General features: G+C 44.9%; 19 protein-coding genes and 1 tRNA gene. 9 read left to right on the top strand and 11 right to left on the bottom strand.

Features of this window, described 5'->3' with window-relative positions; all coding sequences use genetic code 11:
- Window positions 1–730: 730 nt before the first annotated feature.
- Both E2R66_RS07080 and E2R66_RS07075 read left to right on the top strand, forming a co-directional pair.
- Window positions 731–3,373 carry a valine--tRNA ligase gene (locus E2R66_RS07080; RefSeq protein WP_133228371.1) on the top strand — a complete coding sequence of 881 codons (2,643 nt, stop codon included), beginning with the start codon at window positions 731–733 and terminating at the stop codon, window positions 3,371–3,373.
- 212 nt (window positions 3,374–3,585) lie between these two features.
- Window positions 3,586–5,394, top strand: coding sequence for an ATP-binding protein (locus tag E2R66_RS07075; RefSeq protein ID WP_133228374.1), 1,809 nt, complete (start codon window positions 3,586–3,588; stop codon window positions 5,392–5,394).
- 141 nt (window positions 5,395–5,535) lie between these two features.
- Here the strand turns inward: E2R66_RS07075 and E2R66_RS07070 are convergent, their stop codons facing one another.
- The gene (locus E2R66_RS07070; RefSeq protein ID WP_133228377.1) at window positions 5,536–5,994 is read right to left on the bottom strand and encodes a type I restriction enzyme HsdR N-terminal domain-containing protein; all 459 of its coding nucleotides are present in this window, start codon (window positions 5,992–5,994) and stop codon (window positions 5,536–5,538) included.
- A 182-nt stretch (window positions 5,995–6,176) separates the two neighbouring features.
- Here E2R66_RS07070 and holA point away from each other — a divergent pair, with 182 nt between their 5' ends.
- On the top strand, window positions 6,177–7,199 hold the full coding sequence (holA, locus tag E2R66_RS07065; protein ID WP_133228380.1) for a DNA polymerase III subunit delta: 1,023 nt from the start codon (window positions 6,177–6,179) through the stop codon (window positions 7,197–7,199).
- A 160-nt stretch (window positions 7,200–7,359) separates the two neighbouring features.
- Here holA and E2R66_RS07060 read toward each other — a convergent pair whose 3' ends face one another.
- Window positions 7,360–8,484, bottom strand: coding sequence for an acyltransferase family protein (locus E2R66_RS07060; protein WP_133228381.1), 1,125 nt, complete (start codon window positions 8,482–8,484; stop codon window positions 7,360–7,362).
- A 467-nt stretch (window positions 8,485–8,951) separates the two neighbouring features.
- On the opposite strand from E2R66_RS07060, the gene E2R66_RS07055 reads away from it, so the two are divergent.
- The 4 genes from E2R66_RS07055 (at window position 8,952) to E2R66_RS07040 (ending at window position 11,823) form a co-directional block, all read left to right on the top strand.
- Complete coding sequence (locus tag E2R66_RS07055; protein ID WP_133228384.1) at window positions 8,952–9,143, top strand: hypothetical protein; 192 nt, start codon at window positions 8,952–8,954, stop codon at window positions 9,141–9,143.
- Between the two features lie 73 nt (window positions 9,144–9,216).
- Window positions 9,217–9,624 (top strand): EVE domain-containing protein, encoded by a 408-nt coding sequence (locus E2R66_RS07050; RefSeq protein WP_133228387.1) that lies wholly within the window; start codon window positions 9,217–9,219, stop codon window positions 9,622–9,624.
- Complete coding sequence (locus E2R66_RS07045) at window positions 9,621–10,748, top strand: carbohydrate-binding family 9-like protein (protein WP_133228390.1); 1,128 nt, start codon at window positions 9,621–9,623, stop codon at window positions 10,746–10,748. The genes E2R66_RS07050 and E2R66_RS07045 overlap by 4 nt, the downstream gene beginning before the upstream one ends.
- Window position 10,749: 1 nt before the next feature.
- The gene (locus E2R66_RS07040) at window positions 10,750–11,823 is read left to right on the top strand and encodes a family 10 glycosylhydrolase (RefSeq protein WP_133228393.1); all 1,074 of its coding nucleotides are present in this window, start codon (window positions 10,750–10,752) and stop codon (window positions 11,821–11,823) included.
- Window positions 11,824–11,938: 115 nt separating this feature from the next.
- Here E2R66_RS07040 and E2R66_RS07035 read toward each other — a convergent pair whose 3' ends face one another.
- From E2R66_RS07035 to E2R66_RS07005, 7 genes are all read right to left on the bottom strand, one after another.
- Window positions 11,939–12,466, bottom strand: a complete 528-nt coding sequence (locus E2R66_RS07035) for an O-acetyl-ADP-ribose deacetylase (RefSeq protein ID WP_133228396.1) — start codon at window positions 12,464–12,466, stop codon at window positions 11,939–11,941.
- Window positions 12,467–12,556: 90 nt separating this feature from the next.
- Window positions 12,557–13,474 (bottom strand): hypothetical protein, encoded by a 918-nt coding sequence (locus tag E2R66_RS07030; protein WP_133228399.1) that lies wholly within the window; start codon window positions 13,472–13,474, stop codon window positions 12,557–12,559.
- Between the two features lie 4 nt (window positions 13,475–13,478).
- Window positions 13,479–14,795, bottom strand: a complete 1,317-nt coding sequence (locus tag E2R66_RS07025; RefSeq protein ID WP_204985879.1) for an MBOAT family O-acyltransferase — start codon at window positions 14,793–14,795, stop codon at window positions 13,479–13,481.
- 141 nt (window positions 14,796–14,936) lie between these two features.
- A complete protein-coding gene (locus E2R66_RS07020) occupies window positions 14,937–15,461 on the bottom strand; it encodes an acyl-CoA thioesterase (protein ID WP_133228403.1) in 525 nt (174 codons plus the stop codon).
- A gap of 171 nt (window positions 15,462–15,632) precedes the next feature.
- Complete coding sequence (locus E2R66_RS07015) at window positions 15,633–16,895, bottom strand: type IX secretion system plug protein (RefSeq protein WP_240049250.1); 1,263 nt, start codon at window positions 16,893–16,895, stop codon at window positions 15,633–15,635.
- 557 nt (window positions 16,896–17,452) lie between these two features.
- Complete coding sequence (locus tag E2R66_RS07010; protein WP_133228406.1) at window positions 17,453–19,381, bottom strand: ABC-F family ATP-binding cassette domain-containing protein; 1,929 nt, start codon at window positions 19,379–19,381, stop codon at window positions 17,453–17,455.
- Between the two features lie 308 nt (window positions 19,382–19,689).
- Window positions 19,690–20,457 (bottom strand): SGNH/GDSL hydrolase family protein, encoded by a 768-nt coding sequence (locus E2R66_RS07005; RefSeq protein WP_192901951.1) that lies wholly within the window; start codon window positions 20,455–20,457, stop codon window positions 19,690–19,692.
- Window positions 20,458–20,551: 94 nt separating this feature from the next.
- Here E2R66_RS07005 and E2R66_RS07000 point away from each other — a divergent pair, with 94 nt between their 5' ends.
- Window positions 20,552–21,589: a quinone-dependent dihydroorotate dehydrogenase gene (locus E2R66_RS07000; RefSeq protein WP_133228408.1), complete on the top strand. Its 1,038-nt coding sequence runs from the start codon at window positions 20,552–20,554 to the stop codon at window positions 21,587–21,589.
- A 4-nt stretch (window positions 21,590–21,593) separates the two neighbouring features.
- The gene (tnpA, locus tag E2R66_RS06995; RefSeq protein ID WP_133228411.1) at window positions 21,594–22,052 is read left to right on the top strand and encodes an IS200/IS605 family transposase; all 459 of its coding nucleotides are present in this window, start codon (window positions 21,594–21,596) and stop codon (window positions 22,050–22,052) included.
- A gap of 338 nt (window positions 22,053–22,390) precedes the next feature.
- Here the strand turns inward: tnpA and E2R66_RS06990 are convergent, their stop codons facing one another.
- Both E2R66_RS06990 and E2R66_RS06985 read right to left on the bottom strand, forming a co-directional pair.
- Entirely contained in the window at window positions 22,391–22,564 is a 174-nt protein-coding gene (locus tag E2R66_RS06990; protein ID WP_078347886.1) for a spore protein, read from the bottom strand.
- Between the two features lie 32 nt (window positions 22,565–22,596).
- Window positions 22,597–22,667: transfer RNA gene (locus E2R66_RS06985), tRNA-Cys, on the bottom strand.
- Window positions 22,668–22,669: the final 2 nt, after the last annotated feature.

The following is a 22,669-nucleotide window of genomic DNA, read 5'->3' as shown; positions in this document are numbered from 1 at the left end:
CAATGAAGGTTGGTTTGCAGTGATGGGCGTAAATCCTATAGTGATAAATTGATGCACCTTCATTGCCGTTTCATTTATGGAACGGATAAGTTGCAATGAAGCTGGGTTTGCAGTGATGGGCGTAAATCAAGCATAGTAAAACGCAATTCTCCTTCATTGCCATTCCATTGTATTCCGTCGACTAAAGTCGACGGCAATGAAGGTTGGTTTGCAGTGATGGGCGTAAATCCTATAGTATAAATTAATGCACCTTCATTGCCGTTTCATTTATGGAACGGATAAGTTGCAATGAAGGTTGGTTTGCAGTGATGGGCGTAAATCCTATAGTATAAATTAATGCACCTTCATTGCCGTTTCATTTATGGAACGGATAAGTTGCACTGAAGGTGGGTTTGCAGTCATTGCCGTAAATCAAGTATGGTAGAAAGCAATGCACCTTCATTGCAGTTCCATTGTATTCCGTCGACTAAAGTCGACGGCAATGAAGGGGCGGCAGTGATGGGCGTAAATCCTATAGTGATAAATTGATGCACCTTCATTGCCGTTCCATTTATGGAACGGATAAGCAATGCTGTCTGGCAATGCAAGCAAACTTTTAGGTGTCGAACACTCAAGGGTTGAAACCCATCGCTATGGAAAAAGCACCCCGGAGTTTATAATAGCGCCCCCTTCCAAACTCAATCTGCATTAAGCCCTCACAATTTGGTGCAAATACGTATTTTTGCGGGCTATGATTATTGCTAAAACATACTCCCCAAAAGAAGCCGAAGAAAAGTGGTACAGTTACTGGTTGCAACACAATTTTTTCCGCTCGGTGCCCGACGAGCGCGAGCCGTATACCATTGTGATACCGCCGCCAAACGTTACCGGCGTGCTGCACATGGGGCATATGCTAAATAATACCATACAGGATGTACTCATCCGCCGTGCTCGCATGAAAGGCAAGAACGCCTGCTGGGTGCCGGGTACCGACCATGCCAGCATCGCTACCGAAGCTAAGGTTGTGGCCATGTTGAAGGAGCGCGGCATCAATAAAAAAGACATCACCCGCGAGGAATTCCTGAAATATGCCTGGGAATGGAAGGATAAATACGGCGGCATCATACTGGAGCAGCTGAAAAAGCTGGGCGCATCCTGCGATTGGGAGCGCACCAAGTTCACTATGGACGATGACATGAGCGAAGCCGTTATCGACTACTTCATCCGCCTGCACAAACAGGGTTTGATATACCGCGGCGTGCGCATGATCAACTGGGACCCGCAAGGCAAGACCGCCGTAAGCGATGAGGAAGTTATCCGTAAAGAGGTAAATCAGAAGCTTTATTATATACGCTATTATCTTGCCGGAGCGGAGTCTGAATATCTCACCATTGCAACCACCCGCCCCGAAACTATCATGGCGGATGCCGCTATCTGCGTAAACCCTAACGACGAACGCTACACGCAACTGCATGGCAAAACGGTATTCATTCCGCTCATCAACCGTGAGATACCCGTTATACTGGACGAGTACGTTACCATGGATTTTGGTACCGGCTGCTTAAAAGTTACGCCGGCGCACGATTTGAACGACTACGCCCTCGGCCAAAAACATAACCTGCCAATCATTGATATTTTAAATGATGATGGCACGCTGAACGAAAAAGCGCAGATACTGGTAGGTGAGGACCGCTTTGCGGCCCGCAAAAAAATCGCGGTATTGCTTGATGAAGCAGGCGCACTGGCCAAAACGGAAGATTATACCTCGCAGATTGGCGTGAGCGAACGCACCAGCGCGGTTATAGAACCTAAGCTGAGCATGCAATGGTTCTGCAAAATGCAGGAGATGGCTAAGCCTGCTTTGGATTATGTGTTGGATGGCGATGTAAAGCTCATCCCCGAGAAATTCGTTAACACCTACCGCCATTGGATGGAGAACGTGCGCGACTGGAATATCAGCCGGCAGCTTTGGTGGGGACAGCAAATACCGGCCTATTACCTGCCCAACGGCGAGTATGTGGTAGCTAAAACCAAGGAAGAAGCACTGCTAGAAGCTCAGCTAAAAAATGCTGAATACACCATCGATGATCTGCGCCAGGAAGACGACGTATTGGATACCTGGTTCTCATCGGGCCTGTGGCCTATATCGGTTTTCGATGGCGTGCGCAACCCGGATAATGCAGAGATCAACTATTATTACCCAACAAACGATTTGGTTACCGCACCGGAGATCCTTTTCTTCTGGGTGGCCAGGATGATCATGTCGGGCCATGAGTTGCGGGGGCAAAAGCCATTCAGCAACGTGTACCTAACGGGTATCGTACGGGATAAGCTGGGCAGGAAAATGTCTAAGCAATTGGGTAATTCACCTGATCCTATCGAATTGATGGGCAAATATGGTGCCGACGGGGTACGCGTGGGCATGCTGCTATGCTCACCTGCCGGTAACGACCTCATGTTCGACGAAAGCTATTGCGAACAGGGCCGTAACTTCGCCAACAAAATATGGAACGCCTTTAAACTGATACAAGGCTGGGCGGTAGATACCAGCCTCACCAATAAAAATCAGATTGCGATAGAATGGTTCGAGAGCCGCTTTAACCAGGCTTTGGTACAAATAGAAGACGACTTTAAGCAATACCGCCTTTCTGAAGCATTGATGGCCACATACAAACTGGTTTGGGACGATTACTGCGCCTGGTACCTGGAGATGGTGAAACCTGCTTACCAGCCCGGTGCCGAAAAGCAAAGCATCGATGCGGAGACGTATGCAGCTACCGTCGGTTTCTTCCAAAATATACTCAAAGTATTGCATCCCTTTATGCCTTTCCTTACCGAGGAGCTATGGCATGATGACCTTTTTGGCGACCGCGAGGCATTGGATTGCTGCATTGTGGCGCAATTGCCCAGCATTGGGGAAATAAATACGCAATTGGTTGCCGAGATAGAAATTATCCAGCAGGTTATTGCACAAATACGTAACGTGCGTAACGCCAAACAGCTTTCGCCAAAAGAGGCTTTGCCGCTCGCAGTTAAAATAAACTCAGCAATCGATTATCAAAAATACGAAGGGGTTATTAAGCATTTAGGGAATATCGTAGCGCTATCTGTGGTGAATGAACCACTGGCGGGCGCGGTAAATTTTATTGCTGGTACTGATGAGTTTTATGTTGCTTTGAATATAGAAATAGACGTTGAGGCCGAAAAAGCGCGGTTGGAAAAAGAGCAGGAATACCTGTTAGGCTTTCTGAAGGCTGTAAATGCAAAATTAAGCAACGAACGTTTCATGGCGAACGCCAAACCTGAGGTAGTAGAAAATGAACTGAAAAAGAAAGCAGATGCAGAATCGAAACTGAAAACGGTGGAAGATAACCTGCGCGGGTTGGCAGGCTAATTGCATAGGTTGAAGGCAGGGAATTCGCTTTTAAATTTTTTGATTCCCCTCTCCAGAGGGTAATTGCGCAATCCGTTGCGCTCATTATTTTTAAAAGCGATTTCCCTGAGCAATAAGGCTGCTCATAATTTATGAAAGAATTATTTCGTATATTAAACCGCCGAAAATCAGCCATCTACTAACGCAAACCAAACACCTGTAAAGTATTAAATGTGAATTTTTTTAATTTCTCTATTTATAAAATACTTACCAGAGACCTGTCGATACTCGATCAGGCGCGTATCCGTTTGCTTTATTATGGTTTCATTTTAGTCTTCGTAGCGCTTTGTACTTTGTTCCTGAGCGTGTACCTGCAAGCTTTGCCTTTACTGAGCGCAACATCGGGCGTATTGATTTTTTGCGTTGCGGCCTTGTTTAAGTACCTTACCTATAAGCCCGATTGGCGTAGCATCTCGCACATACTGCTTATTTTGGGTACCATCGTAAACTTATCAACGGTATTTGTGGTAATGCAGGAAGTCAACATTATTGTCATCCAGATTATCATCCTGGTGGTGGTGTTTAGCTTTTATATGCTGGGGCAAAACTGGGGCATGTTTTATTCGTTGCTAAACCTGTTGCCGGTGCTTATTTTCCTGGTAATGGTTTACGATCATAATTATTACATCAGCTTTAAACCCGAAAAGGTGGATGAGGCTACCATCATCATAGGCGTTTTTGCTAACTTCATACTCATCATATTTATTCAGAGTCACTTTTATACCGCGTTCCTTAAGAATATCCAACAACTGAAAGAAACCGGAGAAGAGCAGGCTGCGCTGAATATCAAATTTGAGAAAGCGATAGAAAAGGCCGAGAAATCGAGCAAGGTGCAGTCGGATTTTCTCTCTACCATGTCGCACGAGATACGCACGCCGCTTAATGCCGTTATCGGCATGAGCAACCTGCTGATGATGAATAACCCGCGGCCAGATCAGGGCGAGAACCTGGAGATATTGAAATTCTCGGCCAATAACCTGTTGGCCATTGTTAACGATGTGCTCGATTTCAATAAAATCGAATCGGGGAAGATCGTATTCGAGAAGATAAAATTCAACCTGGTAGATCTGCTGCACAACATTTGCGGCGGCCAAATTATGAAAGCCGATGAAAAAGGCCTGCTGTTTAAACTGGATATAGATAGCGCGCTACGCCGCAAGGTGGTTTTTGGCGACCCTACCCGTTTAACGCAAATTATCTTTAACCTTACCAGCAACGCCATTAAGTTTACTGCGGTAGGCAGCGTATGGGTGAGGGTAACCTGTATAGAAGATCGCCATAATAATATTACCGTTAGCTTCTCGGTAAAGGATACCGGCATAGGTATCAAAAAAGAGAACTTGCAGAGCATATTTGAGCCTTTTACGCAGGAATCCATTACCACTACGCGCCAGTATGGCGGCACTGGCTTAGGCCTGGCCATTGTAAAACGCTTGCTGGAGCTGCAGGGCGTTAAAATGCACGTTCACAGTGTGGTTAATCAGGGGTCTGAGTTTTCGTTCAATATGGAGTTCCCGGTATCTACCGAAGCAGTTGTAGCGCCGGTGCAAAAACAACGAGTAGCGCAGGCAGCATTAGATGGCGATGCGTATGGCTATGAAAGCCTGCGCGTGCTGATAGCCGAGGATAATCCGGTTAACGTAATGTTGATGAAGAAGCTGTTCAGCAAGTGGAAGATAGTACCCACCATTGCCGAGAATGGCGAACGTGCCGTAGAGATTATGCAGTATGGTAACTTTGATATTATCCTGATGGATTTGCAGATGCCGATAATGAACGGCTTTGATGCAGCCAAAGAGATCCGCAAAATGCCCGACCCGACGAAGGCCGATATCCCGATTATCGCGCTTACCGCATCGGCCCTGTTTGATATTAAGGATCAGGTAACCGCAGCCGGCATGAACGATTACGTGGCCAAACCATTTAAGCCCGACGAGCTCATGGAAAAGATACAGGGTCTGGTTGCCAAAACAGCTGTGTAAGCCCATAGCTACATTCCATTTTTAACCAATCGTCATCCTGAACTTGTTTCAGGCCCCCATCATATAAGTAGCCACTTTGCAAGTCTCTTTACATGTAGGCCACCCGCTGTATGGGGTACAGAAATCGGTATAGGGAGTTGTTTACAATTCCTTGTAAGAAGGTAATTCTTCTAAAAACTGATAAGCCCGATTTTCATAGTCAATGCGGCAATAATAGTGGTTGAGGCCATTGGTAACCACCAACAAACTTACCTTATGCACCATATTATACCGAGCCGCCTGATCGAACGTAGCCTGGCTGATGGCTACAGAAGGTGCCTTGCATTCTACCAATAAAATTTTCTCGCCCGATGAATTGTGCACCACGATATCAGATCGTTTGGCCATGCCGTGCAGTTTCAGGCCGCCCTCCAGCTTGATAAGCGATTTTGGGTAAAGTTTGTGTTTGATAAGGTACTGCACAAAATGTTGCCGCACCCACTCTTCGGGTGTGAGGATGATGCTCCGTTTGCGCAGCTCGTCGAAAACGCTCAGCTGCCCCTCATGTTCGGTAAGCTTAAAGGGGTAGGGCGGAAGGTTGAGCGGCAGTAGCAGATCCATTGGCCAAAGTTAATCTAAAGTTAGAAAAGTTATGAAGGGTTAGAAAAGTTGGAGGGGTAAGAGAATAGGGAATTAGCATTTGGTGGCTAAAAACGCAAATTTCAAGCCTTTAAAATACGCCAACCTTTGTAACTATTAACAACCCTTCCAACCCTTCTAACTTTTATTAACTTTGACATAGAATGACTGCTCCCGAAATCATAAAAGACCTTAAAGCCCGCAAATTCAAACCGCTGTATCTGCTACATGGCGAAGAGCCTTATTTTATTGATTTGGTGAGCAATTACATCGAGCATCATGTACTGTCTGACGGGGAAAAGGGTTTTAATCAAACCGTATTGTACGGCAAAGATACTGACGTGATGACGGCTATCAACGCCGCCAAGCGTTACCCCATGATGAGCGATTACCAGGTGGTGATGGTGAAAGAGGCGCAGGATATGAAATGGGGCCGCGACGACGATGACAAGAAAAGTATAAACCCCCTGCTGGCCTACCTGGAGAACCCGCTGCCCAGCACTATATTGGTTTTTTGCTATAAGTACGGCAAATTCGACAAACGCAAGAAGACTTATAAAGCCATTGAAAAAAAGGGCCTGATCTTCGAATCGGCTACTTTGTATGATAATAAGATACCGGGCTGGATAGAGGGCTACATAGCGGATAAGAAATACCGCATCAACACGCAGGCTTCGGCTATGCTTGCCGAGTACCTGGGCAACGACCTGTCTAAAATAGCCAACGAGTTGGATAAGTTGATGCTCAACATCGCCGCCGGCGACGAGATTACCCTAAAGCATATCCACGACAATATCGGCATCAGCAAGGAGTATAACGTATTCGAGTTGCAGGCCGCGCTTACCAAAAAGGATGCCTATAAGGTAAACCAGATCGTTAATTACTTTGAGGCCAACACCAAAGCCAACCCCATAGTGTTGGTTTTAGGTAACCTCAATAACTTTTTCAGTAAGGTGCTGGCCTATCATTACGTAAAAGATAAATCGCCGCAGAACCTTGCGCGCGAACTCGGTGTAAACCCCTATTTCTTAAAAGACTATGAACAGGCGGCCCGTGGCTACAACCTGGGCAAAACCTTCCAGGTGATAAGCTACCTGCGCGAGTATGATCTCAAGAGTAAGGGCGTAGAGTCTAACACCGGCCCCGGCGGACTGATGAAAGAGCTGATGTTTAAGATATTGCACTAACTCGCTTTGGAGAAGGCAGTACCGCAGCAGCATCAAACTAGCCCGATCTTTGTCGATTAGGAATCGGTCATTATTTATTGTATTTCAATAATTGTTAGTAAAAAGGACTAATACCGATTTTGCATTTTCGATACATTTTGAACTTGAAAAACAATAATTATTATATTGTTAAAGAGGGTCTGCCAGCTTTAAGCTTCAGCGCAGGCTTTTCGATAAGGTACCATGATGGGACAGCTATAAGCAATGCCAATGGAAGAGACACCAAAAAGTGTAAAAATGGATTTAGAAGATTAAATTTTGATACCAATACCTGCTGCAGAGGAAACGCGTAGATATAAAGCCCATAGGAAAAATCGCCCAATTTGTGTAAGCCTTTTACTTGGAGTTTCGGATGATAGGCAACAATCATTATACCGTAAACTACTACTAAAGAATACATAATCATCTTAATATAGTAGTTTAACATATCGGTGTAACCGAAAAAAGCTGCTGTGGCATAACTTGTCACTGCAACTAAAAGTACATATATGTTAAGAAAAATATGTTTTCGCGCAAGATAGCTAGTTACGCCAAGTAAGAATGAAAAAGCCCAAGGTAAAATATCGGGTAAATACTCTGTATCAAAATGAAAATCTTTAAAAAAAAGCGCAACAAGAATTATTACGGGTGTAGCGTTTAATAGCGCTTTGAAATTTTTACGGAATAACAAAAGCAACGCACCTGCGCTTAGTACGCCTAAATACATGAGTAACTCGGCGGGCAACGTCCACAAAGGGCTGTCAACAGCGTTTGGATATGGTAGGTGCTCAAAAGTGTGCGGCAACGTATTCCCAAAATTATGCTGAATAATCAACCTGTAGGCAAAGCTATAGACGGCCCGGCTTTGAAAATAATCTTTCAAAGGTAGGGTAGTGCAAATTGGGCCAATAATGAGCGCACAAAGTATAGCCGCTATAATCAGTCCGGGAAATATTCGTAAGCATCGAGCCCAAACAAAACTAGAGAGGGTTGGCTGCCGCAGTAAACTCTTAACGATAAGAAACCCGCTTATCGCAAAAAACACTTTAACGCCGAATCCACCCAGATCCATATAATTTACCGGATACGACATTGGCCCGCTAAAAAAATTGCCGGTAACCAAAAATGAGTGCTCAATTATTACAAGGGTTGCTGCAATAAGCCGCAAAAGATCAAAGTTATTTTTGCGGTCTCGGTCTAAATCAGAAATCGTCATTGGCAACGAATCTAATAATATTTTGAATGGTTCTGTTTCGTCTAAAATCAAACAGGTAAGCGTATCGAAAATTTAGAGCGGCGCTATTATCTCCCTGATAGGCGGCTAATTAAGCAAAGATGTAGATATTGGTTGCAACAATGCCAATAATATCTCCCTTACATTAAATGCTCCGACGGAATGTCCGCGTAAAGGCTTGAATAGAAGGTCATCAACAACGCCAAAAAAACTGACGGCGGTAGTGTTTTATATGGCTTCTATTCTTGATTTGTATCCAGCGGATTGTAGTTGCGATTGTACCCAATAGTCAGAAAGCTTGCCTTAAGATCGGAATACTGCGCAAGTAGTACTTGGGCAAGGTTGTTCTTTTTTTGATTGTTTGATAATAGAGATGGAGATTTTTCGGATAAGAAAGATAAGTAGTAAGAGAAACGCGTAGATTATTATGCAACTACTTTTTCAAATATTCGTATAACGAATTGTGTTTTTATATTAGGGTGATAATAGACTTTATTTAAATGACAGCTACACACATCTTCGCATTTACTATGCTGGGCATAGCGCTTTTACTGATTTTTGGGGTGATATTCTTCAGTATCCTTAAATACATCCAACGCCGGTACTACCCTAGCTGGAAGTTCCCTGATTACATCAGCGTGGGCTACGCTGATTACTTATATCATAAGTTTATCAAAAAAGACCTTAAATAGCGCCTTATCCTACAGTAGGCATTTCCGATTATCGGGCCTTTTTAGCATTTTTACTGCATTATACTTCTACTATATGCAGTACTGGCTCGTAAAATCGGAACCATTTAAATACAGTTGGGATAAGTTCAATCAGGAGGGCCGCACTTTTTGGGATGGTGTGCGCAATTACCAGGCGCGTAACAATCTCAGGGCCATGGCCACCGGCGATTTGGTGATGTGGTACCATAGCAACGAGGGCAAGGAGATCGTGGGCATAGCACGCGTGGTAAAAGAAGCCTACCAGGACCCCACGACCGAAGACCCGAACTGGGTAGTGGTTGACCTGGAACCGGTAGAAAGCCTTAAGCGCCCCGTAACCCTTGAAGAAATAAAAGCCGATGAGCCTTTGAAAGATATTGGCCTGGTGCGCCAGGGGCGGCTATCGGTAATGGGCCTTAAACGCGAAGAGTTCGACCGCATATTGGAACTGGCCGAAAAATGAAGAACCATCCCTTACGCATTCACAACGCCATAAAAATATTGCTTGTAGCAGTTTGTCTGTGCACCATTTCGCTATTTGCTAAGGCGCAGGATCCATTTGCCCGGTTTGCCAATTTATTTACCGTGCCCGCCCATTATGTGGTTAAACATGTGGATAAAGCCCCTGTAATAGATGGCAACATCGGCAAAGCCGAATGGCAACAAGCTGCGTGGACTACCGATTTCGTTGATATAGAGGGCGACCTGAAACCAAATCCATCGCTGCAAACCAAAATGAAGATGCTTTGGGATGATAGCTGCCTGTACGTAGCCGCCCGCATAAGCGATCCGCACGTGTGGGCCACCCTTAAAAAGCACGACGATATCATTTACCTTAATAACGATTTCGAGCTGTTTATCGATCCGCTTAACACCATGCATCAGTATTACGAGCTGGAGGTAAACGCTTACAACACCATATTCGATTTATTGTTGACAAAGCCATACCGCAATGGCGGCAAGGCGGTGATCAGCTGGGACGCAGCGGGTTTGCGCTCTGCTGTGCAGGTGCAGGGAACAGTTAACAACCCTGCCGACCGCGATACCGGCTGGACGGTGGAGATGGCCATCCCTTTTAAGGCTTTGAATGCCATGGCGCAGGAAATAAAGCCTGGTAATGGTTCGATGTGGCGCATCAATTTTTCGCGCGTACAATACGATACCGAAATAGTCGGCGGCGAATACCGTAAATTAAAGGACAGCACCGGTCGCACCCTACCCGAACGTAATTGGGTATGGAGCCCGCAAGGCGTTATCAATATGCATTGCCCCGAGCGTTGGGGCTACCTGCTTTTCAGCAAAGGAAACAAAGTTGCTCAATTTAAGATGCCCTATGCGGAATTACAGAAAAAATACCTTTGGTTGGTTTATTACAAGCAAAAAGAATGGTTGAAAGCCAAGGGGAACTATGCACTAACGCTTGCCGATTTGGGAGTAGATACGGCGGTTAAGGTAGCGGGGGCTATCAATACCCTAAGCCTGGAAGCTAAGGGACAAACTTTCATTGCCCGCATTAGCGGCGGTAGCAATAAAGTGACTTATACAATAAATCAGGACGGTTTGGTACAACAAGAAACTGATAAATAAAATGAATAAACGGGAATTTTTAAAAGTGGGCATACTCACTGCCGCCGCAGCGCAGTTGCCTTTAGGAAGTTTTGCCGCAGGCAAAAAGAAAAAAGGTATGAAAAACTGGGTTTGGACCAACCCAAACAGCAAAGATACCGACGAGGAACTGCCTGCCCGTTATGCAGCATACAAAGCCGCAGGCATTACCGGTATTTTCTTCGAGGCAGATAGCGAGCGCCATTTCCGTGCAGCCAAAGCACAGGGGCTTGAAACACACCGCTGGATATGGACCTTCAACCGCGCCGAATTGGTGAGCCAACACCCGGAGTGGTACAGCGTGAGTCGCAAAGGTGATTCCTGCGCGGATAAGCCGCCTTATGTTGGTTATTACCGCTGGCTGTGCCCGTCGCGACCGGAGGTGCAGGAGTATCTTGAAAAAACTGTTACAGATATTTTAGCGCTGGATTATGTAGACGGCATCCACCTGGATTATGTGCGCTATTGCGATGTAATTTTACCCGTAAACCTTTGGGATACTTACAAGCTCGACCAAACCCGCGAACTGCCCGAATACGATTTTTGCTATTGCAATGTGTGTAAGGGCAAATTTAAGGAGAAGTACGGCTACGATATCGACCAGGTGCAATACCCCGACGCGAGCCTATCCTGGCGTTTGTTCAGATACGGGAACATCACGCGCGTGGTAAACAGCATAGCGGATATTGCCCATCGCAACAAAAAACAGATTACTGCTGCCGTTTTCCCAACGCCGGAGATTGCCCGCCGTAACGTAAGGCAGGATTGGACGAATTGGAACCTGGACGGCATTTGCCCTATGATATACCATGGCTTTTACAAAGAAGGCGTAGGCTGGATAGGCGATGCCGTTGCCGAGGGTGTACACTTTTTAGCGGGCAAATTCCCGATATATGCTGGCGTGTACCTGCCCGATTTTAAGAACGATGACGAAGTGAAAACCGGTATCCAAAACGCGTTCAGGAACGGCGCGGCAGGCATATCATTCTTTGGTAACGTTACCCCCGGGGTATTAGATGCCCTCAAGGTTACGATAGCAAGTAATAAACCGGCTTAACTTATTGTAAGGCAAGCCTAGTGCCGATAGTTTTCGGCGCGATGAGGATGTAAGAAATATCAGTAAACAGACACAGGATTAAAGTAAGCTTCTTTAATTGGGATCAATTGAGTTGTTAAACGGCTAACAATTTTTTATAGATACCAAAATTTTCGTCGTCGAAACAAATAAAAATCACTTCATCAATGCCCTCTTGGTTTTCCAGGAATATATCAACAGTTTCGGTTGCTATTTCTGCAGCCCGCTGCTTGGGGAAACGGTAAACGCCCGTACTGATATTAGGGAAAGCAATGGTTTTGATGCCATTATCGAAAGCCAGCATAAGGCTATTGGTATAGCAATTGGCCAACTGTTCTTCTTCCTTCAGCACATTCTTCCCGCCATTGTAAACCGGTCCAACGGTATGGATTACATATTTAGCGGGCAGGTTACCACCCGAGGTAATAACCGCCTTGCCTGTTTTGCAGCGGCCTTGCCTGTCCACAATCTTTATACATTCTTCCAGTATTTGCTTGCCGCCTGCCCTGTGAATGGCTCCATCAACGCCGCCGCCGCCCATCAGGCTGCTGTTGGCTGCATTGACGATTGCATCAACCTGTAATTTGGTTATATCTCCCTGCTGCAGTTTTATTTTTGTATCCATAATGAAATAACGGTTTTTCAGCATTTGTATCTGAGTAGAAAATATTCAAATATGGCGGCCTTATTGGCGAATATGTAATTTATTGAACGGCTAATAATTAAGGCAGTGATTTTTTTTTATTTCGCCTTTTAAATAAGCGGTGTACTTTATAGCATCTTCCCGGGTTAAGTGTAAACCATCAAAAGTATTGCAATGTTTCCAATTTGGGAGGGGGATATATTTGTAGTTGGATTTTGGAAAAGTTTGCAAAAATTTGGTCCGTAGAAACTTTTGTAACGGCAATTCCTGTATTCGGGTATCTATTGGCATTTCAAAAAACACGATTACAACGTTCTTTTTTTGCATGTAGGATACATAAGATTTTAAGTTGTTAAAGCTATCTACAACGTCTTCCTGGCGCGGTAATTTAAAGGATTCAATGTAGGTATCGTGGGTCATTTTTGTTGACAGGTCACCAGGCTCATTATCCGCTTTGATTTCCGCAGAAATGCTAATTTTAGAAGTCCTTCCGCCGTGCAAAACTTCTTTTATTTTATCTTTAGAAAAATATACCCCCTTTAGGATTATCTTACTAAATATTGCAATTGGTTGTTTATCTTTTCGTAAAGCTGGAATTTCTTTTTTTGAATAATAATTTATGGGCGAGAACAGCGCGTTAGTAAATACTTTGTTCTCTTTTCTCATAAAAACATTGGTTTCAATTAATACCGCCCGGGGTAGATGCTCCCGGTGTTTTAAAATATTAAGGCCATCGTAAATGCTTTGTCCCCCCATGGCAAGGTTATATGTGTCTTGGAGGCTATCAGTAACAATCCGTGCCGATAGCGAAGAACCCACTATCACGTTTCTATAACTTGCCGTGTCGTCATATATAAAATTTTCCGCTTTTGTAACGTTTTGCTGGTCGGTATTTTGGGTGGCAGACCACCATTTGGGAGCCATCCATTTAACAAATACCCCATAGGCAACAAGGCCAAGGAATGCTAGGATAAATGCTTTTCTTATCATCACGTCAAAATTGGAAGTAAATAAAAGGACTAACTGGCCCACTGTTTAAAACTATGCAAAAAATAAGAATTGCATAAACCACAAAATCGTATTTTTTTATTGTTTGGAAAATAGTGTTGGTGCGATTCACATATAATAAATGATACAAAAATACCGGGCTGGAGTAAAGTGCTATGTGCACTATATCAGGATCTATTACCAGTGTTGTGTTATGTAATAAGGAGTTTAAGTAAACAAGTACATATTCAAACTTTGGTAATTGAAAAAGTAACCAGGCTAACGTTACAAAGGAGAAAACCAGGCATCTTTTTAGCGTAATTATCCATATGCCCTGTGGCCGGTGAGTTTTTCCGCTTAACATTCTTTCTACAACTAAAGCAAGACCATGCATTAGTCCCCAAACGGCGTAACTCCAGGCTGCGCCGTGCCAAAGCCCGCCTAATATCATTACTATCATCAGGTTAATATACATTCGTAGTTTCCCCCGCTTGTTGCCTCCCAAGGGGATATAAAGGTATTCCATTAGAAAAGATGATAAAGAGATATTCCAACGTTTCCAAAAGTCTTTAAACGATGTGGAGATGTAAGGGAAATTAAAATTATCCGGAAATGTGTACCCAAAAAGTCGTGCAAGGCCAATGGCTATTAGCGAATAGCCTGCGAAATCGGCGAAGATTTGGCAGGAGAAGCCAAAGAGTAATGTTATTAATTTAATCGATGAGCTGCCAATAAAAAAGGAAGGATTAGTCATCCAGAAAGTAAAGTTACTTAGGTTGTCGGCAACAACCATTTTAAAAAAATAACCCACTACCAGTTTTTTAAAAATGGGTTCCCAAGCAATGTCAGCTATCTTTTTTACACCAATTTGGGGCAAAAAATCATGTGCTTTTACAATTGGCCCCGAAATAAGCTGCGGAAAAAAACCTTTAAAAAACAGGATGCGTTCTGCGTGTTTTACAAATGATACAGGTACAATATCCTCACCTAAAACATATTTTCGCGAATAGACGTCAACAATAAGGCTTATACCTTGAAAGGTGAAAAATGAAATGCCGATAGGTAAGGGGATGCTAACAATAAATTGCCCAAACGAATCGGAGCCATCGGTAATTGTTGTATAAATGAGCGCGCTGTATTTAAAGAAAATTAAGATAGCCAGGTTTAGAACAACCCCCGCAATTGCAGCATGTTTTCGATACCTGATTTTGCCATAAACCACCAAATAGCTGGATATTATATTAATACTTACAGAAAGTAATAGCAGTAAAACTAATATAGGCTGGTTATAAGCATAAAAAACAAGGCTGGCAATTATTAACACCGGTACTTGGAACTTATAAAGAACCGGAATATAATATAAGATAAAGGTTGCAAAAATTAATATAACAAACGGAAGACTATTGAATAACATGTCATTAGGATAAAGGCAGGATTTTAGTTAAAGATAGCTAAATTGTATAATTTACTTCTTCTGTGCGGCAAAAAACAAAGCCTTTAACTCCGTAGCATCATCCGGTTTCATTTTACCACCAAGTATCAGCCTCAGCTGGCGGCGGCGAAGCGCACCATCGTAAAGTTCAATTTCGTCTTCGGTTACGGGCAGCAGAGGTGGAACATTTACCTTGCCGCCATCCTTATCCAGGGCTACAAAGGTGTAGTAGGCTTCATTACTTTTATGGCGGGTGCCCTGGGGGATATTCTCCGCATAAACGTCCATGCGCACCTCTACAGAGGTGGTAAATGCACGCGTAACCTTTGCCTCTATGGTAATTACATCGCCAAGTTTAATGGGGTGATGGAAGGAAACGTTATCTACCGATGCCGTCACCACCACGCGGTTGCAATGCTTTTGTGCCGATATAGCGGCGGCAATATCCATCCAATGCAGCAGGCGCCCACCCATTAAATTGTTGAGGGTGTTGGTATCGTTGGGCAATACCAACTCGTTCATAATGGTGAATGATTCTTTAGGCGCTTTTCCTGTCATAAATGCAAAGATAGTTTTTTCTGATTTGCGTTACGCTGATTTAACCACAGAGGGCGCGGAGTTTTACGCAGAGATTCACAGAGAAAAAAGGAGTTTTATTTAGAGTCTGCCAGATGCAAGGCTCTGTGAACCTCTGCGCCTCCTCTGTTAACTCTGCGGTTAAATAATAGTCTAAGGCCTCACCGTCCTTAACAAACTATAGCCCACCAATTCTTCCCAACGGGCACCTGCTGGGCGGGCGTAAACCAGCAGCTGGTATTCGTTCTCCGTTTCAAAATAAGTGCCCTCCAGTGCCGTGTAATCGGGCTGTTTGGTGGCGTTGTTTACCCAAACGTACATATAATCGTAAACGCCTTGTTTTAGCAGCAGGTTGGTGTAGAAACGGCCGCGGGCATCGAATGTCATGCGGCTTTGCTCGTTTATCTTAAAATCATTAAACTGACCAATGATATAGGGCGTGCCCTCCACTTCGGATTTATTGGTGCCCACATTGAAATAAATATGTGCGTAATCGGCATCCGTGCGTGCGTCTCGGCCATCCTGGTTAATGATATAGTATTTGCCGTCGTTATCGTAAAGTAAAGTGTAATTGGGCAGGTTGCGGTTCGGGTCGCCCAATAGCATTACGGTATTGGCGGTATCGCGGTATATCTTGGCGATGCGCTCGGAGTTCAGCTTCAACGACCGCGTATCAAAATGCCTGAACTCGTTGCCGCCTGCAAAATCGTTGATGTTTACATCGTTATAAACCAGCTGCGTGCCGCGGATATAAGTAGGCACGGTGTTCATCCTGCCGGTTTCGGGCCTTGCGTTTTGCATCACCAATACGCGGATATCGCGGTTGGGGTTCTGCACGTTCAAGCCGCCATAATCTACCGTAAAATTCAACTTTTGATTTGTACGCCTCGCTAAAACATTATTGGATGACGTGATAGTGCCCCCAACACCAACTCGGCTATTCAATACGTACATCCTGCGGGTGAGAATCAACTTTGTTGGGTCGGCATCTTCATAAATCTTCAAAACATAATTGCCCGCTATTTTTGGGGCAATGTTTTGATTGGGGAGCGTGAGCTCGTAATGCGTGTATTTTTGGAAGGTGGCCGATGAGTAACTGTAGTTGAAAAGCCTGTCGTCCATAAAGGTTTGCAGGTACTCGGCAGGGGAGAGGTTAGACGATTTCCAGTTGGCATCGCAATGCTCTATAGTGTAAGAAAAATTACGGCTGCCGCCGCTAAGATCGTCGAATCCTAAGGTTACTTTTTCGTCGCTGTTTAATGTAATTACCGGGAAGGCTGCGGCCTGTTTATCTACCTTATAAAACTCTACGCTTTTTATTTCGGGCCGGAAGATGTTATTACCGTAGGGGGATTGAGCAAAACTAGAGCTGCCGAAGAATAAAATAAGGACGGTAAGTAAAATTGTTGGTGACAACAACAAAAACGGCGGGGTAAACACCAACAACGGCCAGAAAAAGCGGGGGGATGTGCGATTCCCCTCTTGAGAGGGGGGGAGGGGTGTGTACTCTGCGGAATGGTTAGCGAGGCTTGCATTGCGGCGAACACACCCCTGCCACCACACAAGACCACGCGCCCCCTCTCGAGAGGGGAACAAAAGCCATTTTTCGGCATACCCGTAGGCTTGCATAGCGCCTTGGCGTGCCGATGATTGCCACGCTATCGCTCGCGAGGACGTGGTGGCGACTGGCGACAAAACCAACGGCGAAAGGGCTAACGCTTTTTTCATTATCACAATAATAGCACAAAAACGCGGGTGCGGGAATTTACTTCAGCAGTTTTTTTACATCATTGCCGTCGGTTTTAACCGACGGAGCGCCTGGAAAAGTGATACCGGCTTCAGCCAAACGCCCGGCACTGGTTCGGCTAAAGCCAATTTGATACCAAACAAAACCGTCCCATAAATGGGACGGCAGTGAAAATGTTGTATCGAATTGGCTTTTTCAAAAGCTCCTCCTTCAGGGGGCTGGGGGGCTACGCCTCCAACTCCATTATTTGCTCGGCAAGTGCTTCCCATTTTTGTTGCAGGCCGCCAAGCTCCATTTTTTTAAGCTGATAGCTGTTGTTTACCTGCTTCATCTTTTCGGCCTGGTTAAAAATGGAGTTATCAGCCAATTGGGCCTCTAAGGTTTTTATTTCCTTTTCTACCAGGGCAACGTTATCCTCCAGCTTTACTAAATCCTGGTTAAGCTTTTTCAGCTGCTGGTGTTTGTTTTCGCCACCGGCTGGTTGTTTAACTGGCGCAGTTTCCTTCTTCTCTTCCTTTTTAGGCTGAGGGGCAGGTGTAGCTACAACCGGTTCCAAAACGCGTTTGGCGTTCCATACATCGTACTCGGCGTAGGTACCGGGGTATTGTTTTATCTTTTGATTTTCGATAAACCAGATTTTGTTGGCCACGTTATCCAGGAAGTACCTATCGTGCGATACCACGATAACCGTACCTTCGTACTGCTGCAAGGCCTGTATCAATATATTCACCGAAGCCATATCCAGGTGATTGGTAGGCTCATCCAGTACCAAAAAGTTAGCATCTGCAGTAAGTGCCTTAGCCAATGCCACGCGCGATTTCTCACCACCCGATAGCACCTTTATCTTCTTGAAAACATCATCGCCGGTAAACAGGAATGAACCCAATATTGAGCGTAACTCGGTATCGGTATGTTTCGGCGCAAAAGCCTGCAACTCCTGTAATATCTGGTTTTCTAAATGCAACGACTCCAACTGGTGTTGCGCAAAGAAGGTTTGTGTAACGTTATGGCCTGTTTGGGATGTGCCCTCAAAATCGGTATCGGCACCGGCAACTATACGTAGCAGGGTTGATTTACCTTTACCGTTGGCACCGATTAAAGCAATTTTATCACCTTTTTCAATGATGGCTTCGGCATCATCCAAAATATCGATGGTTGGATATTTTTTGGTGATATGCTCCATGGTAACCACGTGCCTGCCGCTTTGCTTGCTGAAACGGAAGCTGAAGTTAACTTCGGGGTTATCATCATCCACATCATCAACACGCTCCATTTTATCGAGCATTTTGATACGCGACTGGGCCATTTTAGCCTTAGACGCCTTTGCACGGAAACGCTCAATCAAACGCTCTTCCTGCTTTATTTTTGATTGCTGATTTTTGAACTCGCCACGCTGAATTTCGGCACGTAAAGCTTTTTCTTCCAGGTAAAAAGAGTAGTTGCCTGCGTAAACGTTCAGCTTACCCTTGCGGCTTTCGACCGTGCGGTTAATCACTTTATCCAAAAACCACCTATCGTGCGATACGATGATGATGGCACCATTGAAGGCTTTCAAATAATCTTCCAGCCATTGGATGGAGGGTAAGTCAAGGTGGTTGGTAGGCTCATCCAGTAAGAGGATATCCGGTGCCTGCAACAGTATTTTGGCAAGCATCACGCGCATACGCCAGCCACCGCTAAAGGTACTTAGCTTGCGCTGGCATTCGGCTTCGCTGAAACCTAGACCTGCTAAAATTTCGTGTGCCTTATATTCAATGTTGTAACCATCCAGCAGTTCAAATTCGTGCTGTTTATCGCTTAGTTTATTTAGAAGGTCTTCGGAGTAGTCTGTTTCCAGCTTCTTCAAAAGGGCTTCGATCTCATCGTGCAGTTGGTTCTGGCGCTCAAAGGCTTCCATAGCCACGTGTACGATGTTCTTGTCGGATGAATAGGAGAGTAAATCCTGGTTCAGGTAACCCATGGTAAGGTCCTTAGCCATAGATATCGTACCCGAGGTTGGTTTGTAATCGCCTACGATTATCTTCAGGAGCGTGGTTTTACCGGTTCCATTGGCCCCAATCAGGCCAATTTTTTCTCCCGGTTTTATATGCCAGTTAGCTTCATCGTACAGCGCCCGGGCACCAATCTCAAACGTAAGGTTATTTATAGCGATCATTTGCCGCAAAGATACGCATTTGCGGCGAAGCCGCCAATGACAGATTAGATATGGGTGGTTAGAGGTCGGATGTTGGAGATTGGAGGTTAGTTAAATGGAAGCGAGAGGTTTAATTATCAGATTTTAAAAATCAAAGTTTCAAACTTTTCTCTTATTATGGCACCCCCTGCGGGCCGGGCTTTCTGGGGCTGCGCTGCGCTTCGGCCCCGTTGCCCCGCTCTTGCCCTGGCACCGTGGCTTCCCCCTACAATCCCTGGTGCGGTGAGCGGCTTTAAAAAATATTCTACTTAATCTTTAATCTCCAGCCTCTAACCTCTTACAGTACTTAACCACCCCTCCGCCATCAGTCTTGATCCCGCTACGCTGGGGTGTACGCCATCCAGGGTCCAATAATTGGCAGAGCCGGTTTCCAATGCCTTGTCGAATATCTTTTGTAAGGGTATGAATGGCGCGTCGAATTGCCCGGCCAAATCTTTCGCCGCTTTTTGGAACAACAGGAACGTAGGGTACCATTTATCATCCACGAATTTGGTGCCCTTTAAAGCAAACGGCTCGCCAATGATGAATTTTACGCCGGGCAGGGCTTTTTGAGTCCGCTCCAGCAGGGCCTTGTAATCAGCAATATAGGTATCTATGGTGCCTTTGTAACCGCTGGTTAGGCTATGCCAAAAATCATTAACGCCAATGTGGATGCTTACTACGTTTGGTTTCAAGGCCAGGCAATCGGTTTCCCAGCGTTCTGCCAATTGGTACACTTTGTTGCCGCTTACGCCGCGGTTATATATTTTAAAGTTTTTTTGCGGGTGTTTCAATAATAGTTCGCTGGCGGCATAGGTGGTGTAGCCTGTGCCCAGCATGTCGGTGGTGTTTGGCTCGGTTGCGGCATGGTTGCGGCCCCAGTCGGTAATAGAATCTCCCTGGAAAAGTATTACGTCGCCATCATTCAGCTCTACTTTCTTTGCCGATGATGTGCCAACGGCAGCCGACACAATTTGCGGAATTGACAAGGTGGCAACAGTGCCTATGGCAGCGTTTTTAAGGAAGTTACGACGGGAGTTTTGCAGGAAATTCTTCATGGTTAGCTTTATCTTTTCCAATTTGGATGGCAACTAAAATACAATTTTCCTGATGATGTTAAACCTTAAATATTAAAAACGGTAAATTCGCGGCATGTATCAATTGCTAAAGCCCCTACTGTTCAAATTCGACCCGGAGAACGTGCATTACTTCGTTACCCGCAACCTGAAGCGTTTTAATAAGGTGCCGGGCGGAACGGCCATCAGCAAAGCCATCTGGGCATCTGATGATAAACAATTGGAGCGTGACGTGTTTGGCCTGAAATTTAAGAACCCGGTTGGTCTTGCGGCGGGTTTCGATAAAAATGCCGAGCTGATTGCCGAGATGGGCAACCTCGGTTTCGGATTTGTAGAAGTAGGTACGGTTACGCCATTGCCGCAACCGGGTAACGATAAGCCGCGCATGTTCCGCCTGCCGGCAGATGAAGCGCTCATCAACCGCATGGGTTTCAATAATTTAGGGGTGGATGTTGCTGCGGAACGCATCGCCGCCTATCGCAAAAGCCTTAAACCAGGCGAAAATGCGTTGATTATCGGCGGTAACATCGGTAAAAACAAGGTAACGCCCAACGAGGAAGCAGTGAGCGATTATATCAAATGCTTCGACAGGCTTTTCGATGTGGTGGATTATTTTGTGGTGAACGTAAGCTCTCCCAATACACCTGGCCTTCGTGCTTTGCAAGAAAAGGAACCGTTGATGCATATTCTGAATACCTTGCAGCAGCGTAATAGCAAAAACGGCATCAGCAGGCCGATCCTCCTTAAAATTGCGCCGGATTTGACCGATTCGCAGTTAGATGATATTGCCGATATCGTAAAGCAAACCGGTATAGCGGGCATCATCGCTACCAATACCACCATCAGTCGCGATGGGCTGACATCCGAATTTAAAGGCGAAACAGGCGGGTTAAGCGGAAAGCCTTTAACCAAACGTTCTACCGAAGTAATCAGCTATCTGCATAAAGTATCAGGCGGCTCGTTCCCGATAATTGGGGTAGGCGGCATCCATTCGGCAGCGGATGCTGTGGAGAAGTTGGAAGCAGGCGCGGTGCTGGTGCAGCTGTACACCGGTTTTATTTATGAGGGGCCTGGGCTGATATCAAAAATTAATAAGCGGTTGTTATCCGTTTAATATTATGGCAAATACCTTTTCGCAAATTTATTTACAATTCGTATTTGCTGTGCAAAACAGGCAAAGTTTGATTGCTAAACAGCATAAGGAAGAATTGCACAAATATATCACCGCATTGGTGCAGCACAGGAAAGCGAAGATGCTGGCTGTTAACTGTATGCCTGACCATATTCATTTATTCGTAGGATTTAAACCGACGATATTGATATATGATTTTGTTAAAGAAATTAAGGTAGAGAATGAATTTATCAATAGCAAGGATTGGGTGAGGGGGAAATTTAGTTGGCAGGAAGGATATGGCGTGTTTTCGTATTCTCAATCTCACGTTGACAATGTTGTTAACTACGTGCTGAACCAAGAAGCGCATCATCAAAAAAAGACTTTTAAGCAGGAGTATTTAGGATTATTAAAGAAATTCGAACTAGAGTACGACGAGCGATACGTTTTCGATTTTTTTGAGTAACCAGGGAAAGGATTAGTCGCGATAGGGGGCACCTACGGAGCCCTGAAATGTCAATTTTCTCTTTCTATAAACACGTGGCTCCGCTGGAGCCGATTTGCATTGACGACACCAAACAGGATTATGTCTCTTTTCAAGGATTTTTGACGCTCCGTTAGGAGCATCGTGTTTATAGAAAAATAGAAGTAAGGTTTTGGCTCCGTTAGGTGCCTCCTTAAATTTGCAAATCGGCGACGATGTTGATTATGGTAATCCGTTAAATCCTATAAATCCCGATTCCGATAAACAAAAAAAGGCGTACCGAACATCGGTACACCTTCAAATCTTTTGTTGAGATAGAATTACTTGCCTGCAGCTATAGCTAAAACAGCATTGTTTTTTGCTATCTGGCTATCTTTTTTTTCTGCCGAACGGCTGCCCAACTCAATGTTGGTAGCTAACTTTAAAAACTGTACTTCTAAGCGAGAGAAAGTTTTGTTTCTTCTATCTTTTCTTTTTAAACGAGTAACGCCCATGATCTTTTATTTTATAAAATATATTAACCCTGAGGTCGGAAGCGGATTCGAACCGCTGTAGGAGGTTTTGCAGACCTCTGCCTAGCCACTCGGCCATCCGACCTT

The organism is Mucilaginibacter psychrotolerans, assembly GCF_004519315.1.
Lineage (GTDB): Bacteria > Bacteroidota > Bacteroidia > Sphingobacteriales > Sphingobacteriaceae > Mucilaginibacter > Mucilaginibacter psychrotolerans.
The sequence above is the reverse complement of the archived record's forward strand: the minus strand, read 5'-3'. Positions and strand labels throughout refer to the sequence as shown.